The sequence below is a fragment of the Brevibacillus sp. genome (assembly GCF_003521185.1).
GTDB lineage: Bacteria > Bacillota > Bacilli > Brevibacillales > Brevibacillaceae > Brevibacillus > Brevibacillus parabrevis.
Genome location: NZ_DOTK01000047.1, coordinates 39,149 through 51,239 on the forward strand (window position 1 = coordinate 39,149; position 12,091 = coordinate 51,239).

The 12,091-nt window shown below is 53.5% G+C and carries 10 protein-coding genes; 5 read left to right on the plus strand and 5 right to left on the minus strand.

Annotated elements, in window-relative coordinates; translation table 11 throughout:
* Nucleotides 1–9: 9 nt before the first annotated feature.
* The 5 genes from DEP07_RS14605 (at nucleotide 10) to DEP07_RS14625 (ending at nucleotide 5,544) form a co-directional block, all read left to right on the plus strand.
* Nucleotides 10–1,806: an FTR1 family iron permease gene (locus tag DEP07_RS14605; protein ID WP_287102648.1), complete on the plus strand. Its 1,797-nt coding sequence runs from the start codon at nucleotides 10–12 to the stop codon at nucleotides 1,804–1,806.
* Nucleotides 1,807–2,061: 255 nt separating this feature from the next.
* Entirely contained in the window at nucleotides 2,062–2,988 is a 927-nt protein-coding gene (locus tag DEP07_RS14610; protein WP_122962365.1) for a decaprenyl-phosphate phosphoribosyltransferase, read from the plus strand.
* A gap of 27 nt (nucleotides 2,989–3,015) precedes the next feature.
* Nucleotides 3,016–3,372: an SMR family transporter gene (locus DEP07_RS14615; RefSeq protein ID WP_122962364.1), complete on the plus strand. Its 357-nt coding sequence runs from the start codon at nucleotides 3,016–3,018 to the stop codon at nucleotides 3,370–3,372.
* Nucleotides 3,373–3,396: 24 nt separating this feature from the next.
* Nucleotides 3,397–3,834 carry a divergent PAP2 family protein gene (locus DEP07_RS14620; protein WP_122962363.1) on the plus strand — a complete coding sequence of 146 codons (438 nt, stop codon included), beginning with the start codon at nucleotides 3,397–3,399 and terminating at the stop codon, nucleotides 3,832–3,834.
* Nucleotides 3,835–3,858: 24 nt separating this feature from the next.
* Nucleotides 3,859–5,544 (plus strand): hypothetical protein, encoded by a 1,686-nt coding sequence (locus tag DEP07_RS14625; RefSeq protein WP_122962362.1) that lies wholly within the window; start codon nucleotides 3,859–3,861, stop codon nucleotides 5,542–5,544.
* A gap of 110 nt (nucleotides 5,545–5,654) precedes the next feature.
* On the opposite strand, the gene DEP07_RS14630 is transcribed toward DEP07_RS14625, so the two are convergent.
* The 5 genes from DEP07_RS14630 to DEP07_RS14650 form a co-directional block, all read right to left on the minus strand.
* Nucleotides 5,655–6,200 (minus strand): phosphoribosyltransferase family protein, encoded by a 546-nt coding sequence (locus DEP07_RS14630; protein WP_122962361.1) that lies wholly within the window; start codon nucleotides 6,198–6,200, stop codon nucleotides 5,655–5,657.
* A 25-nt stretch (nucleotides 6,201–6,225) separates the two neighbouring features.
* Nucleotides 6,226–7,287, minus strand: a complete 1,062-nt coding sequence (locus DEP07_RS14635) for a solute carrier family 23 protein (RefSeq protein ID WP_122962360.1) — start codon at nucleotides 7,285–7,287, stop codon at nucleotides 6,226–6,228.
* A 254-nt stretch (nucleotides 7,288–7,541) separates the two neighbouring features.
* On the minus strand, nucleotides 7,542–8,966 hold the full coding sequence (locus DEP07_RS14640; protein ID WP_122962359.1) for an aldehyde dehydrogenase family protein: 1,425 nt from the start codon (nucleotides 8,964–8,966) through the stop codon (nucleotides 7,542–7,544).
* Nucleotides 8,967–8,984: 18 nt separating this feature from the next.
* Nucleotides 8,985–10,334, minus strand: coding sequence for a 4-aminobutyrate--2-oxoglutarate transaminase (gene gabT, locus DEP07_RS14645; protein WP_063231545.1), 1,350 nt, complete (start codon nucleotides 10,332–10,334; stop codon nucleotides 8,985–8,987).
* Between the two features lie 198 nt (nucleotides 10,335–10,532).
* The gene (locus DEP07_RS14650; protein ID WP_173598967.1) at nucleotides 10,533–11,936 is read right to left on the minus strand and encodes a sigma-54 interaction domain-containing protein; all 1,404 of its coding nucleotides are present in this window, start codon (nucleotides 11,934–11,936) and stop codon (nucleotides 10,533–10,535) included.
* Between the last annotated feature and the right edge of the window lie 155 nt (nucleotides 11,937–12,091).

Here is a 12,091-nt window from a genome sequence, read left to right on the forward strand (position 1 = left end):
ATGGATGGAGTGAATACTTTGAAACGCTATCTTTTTTCCGTTTTCCTCTGCCTCCTGCTGCTCATCTCCGGGCTGTCGACTGCCATTGCCGCTCCGCTCGCACCTGATCAGCTCAAACAGCTGATCGCGCTCTCCAGCGATGCGCTGATCAGCAGCGGAGACAAGAACTGGGACGAGGTTACCAAAGCCGTAACCAGCCTGAAAGCCGTCTGGGACGCGAACACGGACGATACGTCAGCAGAGGCTCAGGCTTTGTCGGCAGCGGTTGAGCAAGCCCAGCAGGCACTCGGCGAAATACAGTCGAATCCCGAAGCAGCCACGGCTGCCATCTCCAATCTGGCAAAAGCAGCCGACCGCTACGTAACCAGCAAAGAATCAGCAGGTCAGCCAAAGGAAAAAGCGCACAAGCAAATCGCCAACTTGCTGCCTTTTCTGGAGAAAAGTCTGACTGCTATCTCGGAAAACAACTGGCCCCAGGCCAAGCAATCGTACAACAGCTTCGTAACAGGCTGGTACAAGGCGGAGAGTCTGGTTCGCTCAGAAAACGCCTCCGTCTATGGTGATATGGAAGTAAAAATTAGCGGCGCCCGCATCGCCTTGAATACCGAGCCGCCGAATGCACAAAAAAGTACGGAAAAACTGCAAACGTTGAAGCAAGCCGTCGAAGACTACGTAGCAGGAAAATCAGTGGCGCCTGGCTCCAGTGCCGTCGCATCAGGGGAACAGCCAACGATCTCCTCGCTTTTGCAGCTGATCAGTTCGGTAGAAACGGACATCGCCAGCCAAAAGGCCGACGACGCCGCAGGAAAAATGGACACGTTTATTGCCTCGTGGCCTTTGGTAGAAGGCGTGGTCATGACCAAGTCGCCAGCCACCTACAGCAGCATCGAAGCAAAGATGGTTTCCGTGCCGACCTTGATCTTGTCCAACCCGCCGCAATGGGAAAAAGCAGCGGCTCTGCTGGGCGAAATGAAAGTCGAGCTTGAGCCGTTTGCTACCGCCGCCTCCTATACAGCGTGGGACGCAGGACTGATTTTGTTCCGCGAAGGCTTGGAAGCGATCCTGATCATCATGTCGCTGCTTGCGTTCCTGCAAAAGTCAGGGAATGCGGACAAGCGCAAATGGGTCTGGTCAGGGGCGGCGCTTGGTATCGTTGCCTCCGCGCTGCTCGCGATTGTGCTCAGCATCGTCTTTTCCAATCTCACTACAGGAAGCTCGCGGGAAACGATCGAAGGCATTACAGGACTTATTGCTGTCGTGTTCATGGTGACAATCGGCGCCTGGCTGCATAAAAAGTCCAACCTGCAAGCCTGGAACGAGTTTGTGCAGAAATCAATCGGTTCCTCTCTGGCAAAAGGCGCTTTGTGGTCGCTTGCCTTCACGGCCTTCCTCGCAGTTGTTCGCGAAGGCGCGGAAACGATCATTTTTTACATGGGGATGGCAGCATCGATTTCCATGACAAACCTTTTGCTCGGGATCGGTGGCGCGCTGCTTTTGCTCGCCATCATCAGCTTCGCTTTCATCAGGCTCAGCTCGCGGATTCCCGTCCGTCCGTTCTTTTTGGTTGCCAGCCTGCTGCTCTATTACATGGCCTTCAAGTTCATCGGGGTCAGCGTACACGCCCTGCAAGTCACGGGCAGCCTGCCGGCGCACAGCTCGGAGCTGTTGCTCCATTTGCCTGATCTGGGCATCTACGCGAACTGGGAAACGACGATTCCGCAGCTTGTCATTCTCGCCATCATTTTGGTGAACCTGTCGCTGTATTCGTGGAAAAAGCCAGCGAAAGGCGTTCCGCGGACAAATTAAGCATACAAGCATAAAACGCAGCTCACTGGCATGACACCCGTGCCGGAAGCTGCGTTTTTCATAGGGACATACAACCTTCAAATGATGCATTCTCTCATTTCCCTCTGCCAAAATCTCACAAATGCTGTAAAAAGGTATAGACAACCCGCCCATTTTACGACAGAATTAAACGTTATCTTGCAACAGATGTAACTTTCGTTTTACATGATTCGTCATTAGTAGGATGGTAAGATTCCTTATGGATTGGAGAGAAATATGGGGGCAACATCAAACTCTGTAAAAGTCGACGTCAAAACGACTTCGCGCGTCCGCCAAAATATGGTCTATCTGTTAATTCGGCAGCTTCGTCCACACCAATGGACCAAAAATTTGCTCGTGTTTGCGGCACTGCTCTTTTCTTTGCACAAAGTCAGCACAGATGTCATCGGCAAATCGCTGTTTGCTTTCCTGCTGTTCTGCTTCGTGTCAGGCTGTGTCTACATCTTGAACGATTTCGTAGACATTAAAAACGACCGGAACCACCCGGAGAAGCAATTCCGTCCGATGGCTTCCGGCGCGCTGCCGCCTGCGCTCGCCTTGTCGTTCGGGGTATTTTTGCTGGCAGGCTCGCTGTTTTCGGCCTTTTATTTTGACCGACTGTTCGGCGTCGTGCTCACGGTGTATTTTGTGCTCAACGTCGCCTATTCGCTCAAGCTGAAGCATGTCGTCATCCTCGACGTGATGATTATCTCGTCCGGATTTGTCTTGCGGGCCATCGGGGGCAGTCTGATGATCAACACGCCGTTTACGCCATGGTTCTTGCTCTGTACCATGCTGCTTGCCCTGTTTCTTGCGATCAGTAAGCGACGCCATGAGCTGCTTTTGCTGCAAGCCCACAAAGGCACGCATCGCAAGGTACTGGACAGCTATTCGTCCGAATTGTTGAATCAACTGAATACGATTGTCACGACAGCCACGATTATCAGCTACAGCTTGTTCACCTTTACCTCCGGGCGAACCGTTCATTTGATGTGGACGATTCCGTTGGTGATCTTCGGCATTTTCCGCTACCTGTACCTGATTACGATTACGGACAAAGGCGGCAGCCCTGAAAAAGTTCTGCTCCAGGACAAGCCGATTCTCATCACGGTACTGCTCTACGTCATCGCCGTAGCCGGCATTATTTACACCTTTGAATTTTAATTGCACAGACAGGTTGTGGATCAAACTATGCCATCCATCGTTCTTATCCTCATCTCGGTCATTCTCAGCGCAAGTGGTCAGATTGCCATGAAAATGGGGGCGTCCTCCCTCTCTGGCAACAATGACGCGCTGGTGTTGAAGTTCCTGCACTATTTTACGAACCTGCCGATCATGGTCGGTTTGGCGCTTTACGGGCTTTCCGCGTTTATCTGGATTGCCGCGCTGGAAAAAGTTCAGCTTTCTTACGCTTATCCGATGGCGGCCCTCGGGTACGTCCTGGTAGCCGGACTTTCTTTTCTGATCTTTCAAGAGCCGTTGTCGCTCACCCGTATCGTAGGGCTGGCAATCATCGTCGTAGGCGTCGTTGTCATCTCCCAGTCATAATCATCACGAAAGAGGAGCGTAGTCATGTTATATGCGCTGGCGCCGTTTATCGGCTGGCTTGTGTCTGGAATAACCAAATTTTTGATTAATTACCTCCGATTTGGGCAAGAAGCAAAAAACATGGTGGGGAACGGCGGGTTTCCCAGCACGCATACAACGGTCATGGTCACCACCGTATTTTTGATCGGCTTGCAGGAGGGCTTCACTCATCCGGCATTCGGGCTCGGGGTCGCCGTAACGTTTATCGTGATCATCGACGCCACCGGACTGCGCAGAGCCGTAGGCAAGCATGCCGCCGCTCTCAATGCGCTGGCAAAAGAACACCCGGACAAGCAGCTTTTGTCCAAGCCGTTGCGCGAGAGCATGGGTCATACCAAATGGGAAATTGCCGGGGGGCTGGTGCTGGGGATCATTCTCGCCACCGTCCTGCACCTTTTGGCTGCAAACCTCCCTGTTCTGTAGATTCAAAAACAGGAGATTACATTCATGAATAACCGTACCGCTACTTACTCGTTTGTAATCGGGGCGACCTTGCTGTTTTTTATCGCCTCGATCGTACTCGTTACGTCGACTTTCTTTTTGCTGGGCATCCCGGTTACTGCGGTCAGCTTCTGGCTGTCTGTCCTGGCCGCTCTTGTTTGCCTGCTGGCCATGACGGCCACGTTTGTTCCTTTGCGCCGCCCGACCTGGCTGGTCGCCTTGCTCGCAGGGTTGGCCATCGTCATCGGGGGCGGCTGGTACATTAGCGCCAATACGTTCGATCTGTCTTTTGATGGACAAACGTATCACCAGGAAGCCATCATCTTGCTTACGAATGGCTGGAATCCGGTGCACGATGCCCCGATTCTCAAGCCGCCAGGCAAGCCGATCGAAGAAATGGACAACAAGGAAATCTTGTCTGCCTTCCACCTGTGGATCAACCATTACGCCAAAGGGCCCTGGATGCTGGATGCGGTCATGTACAAGGTGACTAACCAGATTGAAGTCGGGAAAATTTTCAACCTGCTGCTCATGGCTGCGTCCTTCTTCCTCAGCTTGGCAGCGCTGCGGACGGCTTTTCCTGCGAAAAAGGGGCTGGCGGTCGTTCTGGCGATTTTGGCTGCCTGCAATCCGGTCGTCGTGTCGCAGGCGACGTCCTTTTACATTGACGGACAGCTTGGCTCGCTCGTGCTGATCATTTGCGCGCTCGGGTATTTGCTGCTCAAACGCTACCACACCTGGACCATGCTCGCTCTCTGCTCTGCCCTGATGTTGCTTGCGCAGATCAAGTTCACAGCGTTGGTGTATGCCGTACTGCTTGGCGGCGCTTTGCTGGTGCTGTTCTTTTTCTGCGATCGCCAAAAACGCTGGAAAACCGTTCTGGCGTGGCTCGCCGCGAGTCTGGTCATTACCGTCGTCGTTGTCGGCTACAATCCATACGTCACCAATACGCTTGCCAAGGGACATCCTTTCTACCCGCTGGCGGGCAAGGGCGCGGTGGATATTATGACTTCGAACAGCCCGCACGACTTTAAAGACATCAACTCGCTGAGCAAGCTTGGCATTTCCTTGTTCGCCCAATCGGAAAATATCGCTACGCCAAAAGAAACGACGCTGAAATGGCCCTTTACCTTCTCTGAGCAGGAACTGAAGGTGTTTTTGGCTCCGGACGTGCGAGTGGCGGGCTTTGGGCCATGGTTTGGCGGCGCGGTGCTGCTTGCCTTCCTGATCGTGCTTGCTTTGCTTTTCGGTCGCGAGCGCAGGAAAGCCTTGCCGCTCCTCGTCGCAAGCATCATCTTGCTCATCACTGTCCTGATCAACCCGGAAAGCTGGTGGGCGCGGTACGTTCCGCAGCTTTGGCTCATCCCGCTTCTCGTCACGCTGGCAGGCTGGGACGCACAAGCTGCGCTCACCCGCTACGGCAGCCGCATCCTGCTCGCTGTCATGCTGGTCAACATGCTGCTCGTTGGCAGCGCCCACATGCTGGGACAAAGGTCCATTAACGCAATGGCCGAGCAACAGCTTCAGGAAATCAAGGCGAGCAACAAGACCATGATCGTCGACTTCCGCCACTTCAACGCCAATCGCATCCGTCTGCAAGAGGCGGGTATCCCGTATATCGAGCAAAAGGTCGCCGAAGGGCAAGAAGTAAAAGGAATCATCAGCTCGCGGGCGATTTACTACTTGCAGTAGTTGCGCGTGACTCATGCGAATGCAGCCTTCAACCTTGCCTTATATCCACAAGCAAAAAACCTTCTCAGCAATCGTTGAGAAGGTTTTTTTATGTTGCGCTGAACTTACTTCTATTCGTGGAAAAACAGCGGAAGCTCTTGCAAAAAGATGATGTCCGAGCGCTTGGCTGCGTCTCCCTCCGCCAAAATAGCCGCTCTCGCTGCGACATGGCCCCCTGCCTTGACTACGAGATCTTCAATCGCTTGCAGCGACTTGCCTGTGCTGATGACATCGTCGATAATCGCGACGCGTTTGCCGGAAATTTCTCTGGCATCCGCGCCATCCAGGCAAAGAATTTGCTTTTTCTGCGTAGTAATCGATTCGACTTCATTGATCAGCGGAGCATCCATATACGGCTTCGTGCTTTTCCGGGCAACGTAATACTTTTTCATCTTCAATACACGGGATACTTCAAAAATCAAAGGAATGCCTTTTGCTTCCGCCGTAATCAATACATCGACTTCCGGGAGCTTCTCGGCAAGCAGTGGTGCCGCTGCCGTCACCAGCTCTGTATCGCCCAGGATGACGAAGCTCGCGATGCTAAGGTTGTCCGCTATCGGCATAATCGGCAGCTCGCGCGTTACGCCTGCCACTTCCAGCGTGTATGTTTTATCCACAAAAAATCCCTCCTGATTTGCGTCCCTACATGCCAAATGCATGGATCAATGCTCGCATCAGCAAGCCTGCCAGCATCCCGAAAAACGGGTCAGAAATCGCCGTCACAACCATCGTTGTTCCGCCAATCAAACCGGACGAAGCTTCTCCCCCTGTCAGAGCGGCAGTCGCATTCCCCGGCACCGTCACGATGGCCCCGAGCACGAACAGGAACCCGGCAATCGATTCACTCGGGATGTAGCGGCCGATTTTCGGCAAAAGACCTGCAAACAGAATCGCCGCCATCAGCACCATCATCAAAACACCGGACGCAACCGGGTTGGGCGCCCCGGCCGTAGCGGAAATGATCGCCTCTACCGGCGCTCCGCCGAACAGTGCCGACACCATATCGGCCACGCTGGAGATTACGCTGAGCGTGTCAATGTTCACATCGGATTTGGCGATTTCACCGTTAATTTGTCCAAAAGCGATGTTCGCCCCGATATTGAGGCAAACCATCGCCATCGCTCCGCGCAAAATGCCAGGGGAAAACGTCAGCTTTTGCAGAACAAGACGGTCGTTCGCAATCGGCTTGATCGAGCTTCCCTGTTTAAGCAGGATGGCGACCAGACTGGAGATGAGCACCGAGATCGTCACGGTGTAGACGAGATCCTTTGTGATGAAATACGTCAGCAACCCGCTCCCCATCGAAGTGACACCAACAGGCATGTTGTTGCGAGCCATTTCCCACGACACCCGCGCCAGCATGATGCCGACACCTGCCATCATGCCATTGGTAATGACCGGGCCAATAAAATCGACGATCTTTTCCAGAAAACCAAACAGACCGATGATGGTCATAATAATTCCGCCAACAAAAATCATGGACAGTCGTTCTCTCATGCTTTTTCCGATCGTTCCCGCCAAGGCAATCGTTTCCGCCTGATAGGATACGACCGCGACAGAGCCTGTCAGAGCGTTGCCCGTTGCGCCTACCAGAAAGGCCAGAGCCGTCGGCACGGAGGCAAAGCCAAGAGACAATGCCAACAGCCCTTGCGGCAAGCCGTTCAATACGACACTGAGGGCCGCTACTATGTCTTTCCATTCCATGTTGTCCTTCTCCTCACTTCGCTGCTGTATACAAATGACCGCTTTTTCACATGAGTTAAGGTAACATAAAAGGCGATCTTTTTCAAACGAAAACTAATTAATGTTCGTTTTTAATCGGTAATTCGTTGCTTTTATAGTTATTTCCCATATTAACATCCGTTATAAATCGAACATTAAACCGATCGCAAGACGTGCTATCACGCAAAAAAAGACGAGCGCATAACGGCTCGTCTTTGCTTCTCGCTCAAAACTTTTTACAGCTTGATGGCAATCAACTTCAACTCTGTCATCTCTTCAACCGCGTATTTGATTCCTTCGCGGCCAAATCCGCTGTCTTTGACACCACCGTACGGCATGTTGTCCACGCGGAAGGTCGGGATGTCATTGATCATCACGCCGCCCACTTCCAGCTCTTCGGCTGCGCGCATCGCTGCATGAATGTCGCTCGTGTAAATGCCCGCCTGCAACCCGAAACGGGAGTCATTCACGGCTTCAATCGCCTCGCCTATTGCTTCAAACGGCGTGACTACGACGATTGGGCCGAATACTTCCTGGCAAGAGACAGAGGAGTGGGCGCTTACGTTCGTCAGGATCGTCGGAGCGAAAAGCCGCTCGTTCACTGCTTTGCCGCCTGTCACGACCTGCGCTCCCGCCTGAACCGCTTCTTGTACCCATGCTCCCATCCGCTCGTGGTCTTTTGCCGAAATGACGGAGGACATGTCTGTCGCCTCCTGCAACGGATCGCCCAGGACGAGCTTCTCTGTCGCAGTCTTGAATTTATCGAGAAACTCCTCGTACTTGCTCTGGTGAATATAGACGCGTTGCAGCGAAATGCACACCTGCCCGCTAAAGGAAAATGCGCCCACCACGCAACGATCAACCAGCGCCTGCGTAATCTCAACCGTCTGGTCAATAATGACGGCAGAGTTCGAACCAAGCTCAAGCGTCACGCGCTTCAGACCTGCTTTGTTTTTCATCGCGATTCCGACCGCAGGACTGCCTGTAAACGTAATCGCGGCAATGCGGCTGTCGCTGACAAGCTTCTCGCCTACGACCGCGCCTTTTCCTGGCAAGATATTCAGCGCCCCTTCCGGCAATCCGGCTTCCGCAAAAATGTCGGCGAGGACCAAGGAGCTGAGCGGCGTCTGGCTCGCGGGCTTCAATACGACCGTATTCCCTGCCGCAATCGCCGGGCCGACTTTGTGCGCCACCAGGTTGAACGGGAAGTTGAACGGTGTAATCGCCCCGACTACGCCAATCGGCTTGCGAACGGTAAAAGCAAGTCGGCCTTCGCCGCCAGGAGCCGCATCAAGCGGAACGGTTTCCCCGTGAATGCGCTTCGCTTCCTCGGCCGCGAATTTGTACGTCTGAATCGTGCGGGCGATCTCTACCCGTCCTGTGCGCAGCGGCTTGGCAGCTTCCTGGGCGAGAATCACTGCCAGCTCCTCCTTGCGCGCTTCCATGATCGCCACCGCTTTTTCCAAAATCAGTGCGCGCTGGCTGGCTGGCAGCTTTGCCATCGTTTTTGCCGCCGCAGCCGCTGCGCGGATCGCCTCATCGACGTCAGCCTCGTCAGCCTGTGCGATCTCCGCCAAAAGCTCACCGGAATAAGGAGAGTAGAGTGGCGCGTACTCGTTTGCTTCTTTCCATTGTCCGTTAATATACAGATGCTTTTTCATGCGTACCTCCCTGGTGAATTAGTGGGTCACGTACTGGCTTTTCAACACATCGGTCATAATGTCGAGCGCTTCTTGCAATTGCTCATCGGTAATCACGAGCGGAGACAGGAAACGCAGCACATTGCTGTGTACCCCTGCGGAAAGCACGATGACACCGGATTCGTAGCAACCTTTGGTCAGCCCGGCTACCAGTTCTTTTGCAGGCTGTTTGGTTTGTGGATCAATAAATTCTACCGCACACATGGCACCCAATCCGCGAATATCTGCAATGACAGGGAACTCTTTTTGCAGGGCTTCAAAATGCGACTTGATCGCCTTGCCGATCTCTCTGGCGCGTCCGGACAAGTCTTCGCGCTCCATTTTCTCAATTACAGCAAGTGCCGCTACGCAACCGAGCGGGCTGCCGCCATACGTGCCGCCAATTTCACCCGGATTCGGCGCATCCATGATTTCTGCGCGGCCTGTCACAGCGGAGATGGGCAAACCGGCTGCAAGCGATTTGGACATGGTAATGATATCAGGCTCGATTCCGAAATGAGTGGAAGCGAACATCGCCCCGGTCCGGCCAAAGCCTGTTTGGATTTCGTCGGAAATGAACAAGATATTGTGCTTTTTGCAAATTTGGAATACGCCTTGCACGAACGATACTGGCGGCACGATGAATCCGCCTTCGCCCTGGATCGGCTCCATGATGACGGCCGCTACTTCTTCCGGCGCGACTTCTGTCAGCAGGAAGTCTTCGAATTGGCGGACGCAAAATTGTGCGTACTCGTCTTCTGTCATGGACTCCGGTTTGTTCAGCGGGTACGGGAACTGAGCCTTGTAGGTAGCTGGCGCGAACGGCCCCATCTGGAATTTGTACGGCTTTACTTTGGACGTGAGCGACATGCCGAGCAAAGTACGTCCGTGGAATCCACGGCTAAAAGATATGATGCCAGGGCGTCCTGTGTATTTGCGCGCGATCTTCACCGCGTTTTCTACGGCTTCTGCGCCGCTGTTTGCAAACATCGTTTTCTTTTCAAAGCTGCCCGGCGTAATTTCAGCCAGTTTTTCTGCCAGCGCCACATACGGTTCGTACATGCCGACGTGGAAGCAAGGATGAATGTATTTGTCCATTTGCGCTTTTACCGCCTCGACCACTTCTTGCGGGCAGTGACCAGCGTTGAGCGTTCCGATCGCTCCTGCCAGATCGATGTACGTGTTGCCGTCGACGTCTGTCACGAGCGCCCCGGATGCCGTCTCTACAAAAACCGGCGTGTTGTTGCCGATGCCTTTTGGCACGAACTGTTTTCTTTTTTCAATCAAAGCGGCCCCCTTCGGACCTGGAACACCAGCAGCTACATTGGCGAATTTGCGTTGTTTGGACATATCGTAATCTCTCCTTGTATGAGAATGATAACAGCTTAGGTGATGCTTTCGACTCCGATATGTAGCAATACCCGTGCCAAACGAGAAAGCCTGCTGTGATGCGCGTTTTTTGCATAGCAGAAATCTCCGCTAATTCAAAAATGAATCGAAACCTGTAAATAGTTCGATTCATTTTTGAATTAAAAATTCATTTTTGAATTAACGGGGACGGATGTGGTATTTTTGCAGCTTGCGCACGACAGATGGCTGGCTGATTCCCAAAAACTCGGCCATCTCCGCTGTAGTCCGGCAACGCTCTGCCGCATGGCGCAGCCACTTTTCCTCGACTTGCTCCATCGCGTCCCGCAGCGACATTTTGGCGGCCGCAACACTCGGCTCCATTGCCGTCTGCTCCTCCCCTGCCGCCTTGATTTCCGCAGGCAAGTGCTGCGACGTAATTACTTCTTCATCTGCCGTTACCACCAGCCGCTCCAGCACGTTTTCCAGCTCCCGCACATTCCCCGGCCAATCGTAGTGCAGCAAAGCGTGAGTAGCTGCGGCGTCCAGCTTTTTGTTCATCCCGTATCGCTCGTTCAGCGAGCGCACGACCAGCTTGAGGAGCGCGGCGATATCTTCCGGGCGATTTCGCAGAGCAGGGACGTGGATTGGCACGACGTTCAGCCGGAAATACAAGTCCTGGCGAAACTTGCCCTCCTTCACCATCTTCTCCAGATCGCGATTGGTGGCAGCGATCAGGCGAAAATCGACATCGCGATACTGCATGCTGCCTACGCGCTGCAACCGTTTCTCCTGGATCACCTTCAACAGCTTGGCCTGCAAGGTCAGCGGCAGCTCCCCCAGCTCGTCCAACAACAGCGTGCCTTGGTTCGCCAGCTCGATAATTCCTTGTTTGCCTTGCTTGCCAGCGCCTGTAAAAGCTCCCGCTTCATAGCCGAAAAGCTCCGACTCCAACAGCCCTTCCGGAATCGAGCCGCAGTTGATCTCCACGAATTGCCCGGCGGATCGGCGGCTATGGCGGTGAATCTGGCTGGCAATGACGTTTTTTCCGACCCCGGACTCGCCGAGGATCAACACCGTAGAATCGACCATGGCGACCTTTTTGATGAGACGGTCAATGTCGCGCATCGGCTGGCTGACTGCGACGAAGCCTTCCTGATTTTTTTCGCGCAGCTCCTCAATCTCTGTTTCGAACTGCTTCAATTGCTCGGTCAGGCTCTCGTAGCGCCGTTTCAGCTCCATGATTTCTGTCAGGTCATGCGAATAGCTAATCACCGAATGCATGCTGCCGTCCTCGTTCCAGAGGGGATAGGCTGTGACCATCAGCTTTCTGCCGCCGGGAATTTCCTGCATCATCGTTTGCGGTGTTTTTGTGTCCATCACCTTGCGCGTCACAGACGGGGAAAATACTTTTTCCTTTTCCAGCTCGATCACATTTTTCCCCAGCAGTTGTTCTTTTCCGATTCCGTACATGTCGTAGGAGGAATCACCGACCAGTTGAATGTAGCCCTCGGGGTCCGTAATCAGCAGGTGATCGCGGGACGTTTCCACGATTCCTTCCAGAACGCGGCTCATCCACTGCTGTCGGCTCTCATCTTTCTTCATTCGCCCGCCTCCTCTTGCGCCAGCCAAACTGGTGCCGCTTTCGTTCCCTCCATTATAGAAAATGCAGCTTGCCACGACAACGACAGCTGCCCATACAGGCACTTTCGTCGCATAGCCAAAATCTTGGCAATATGTAAAAATACGCTAAGAAGCGC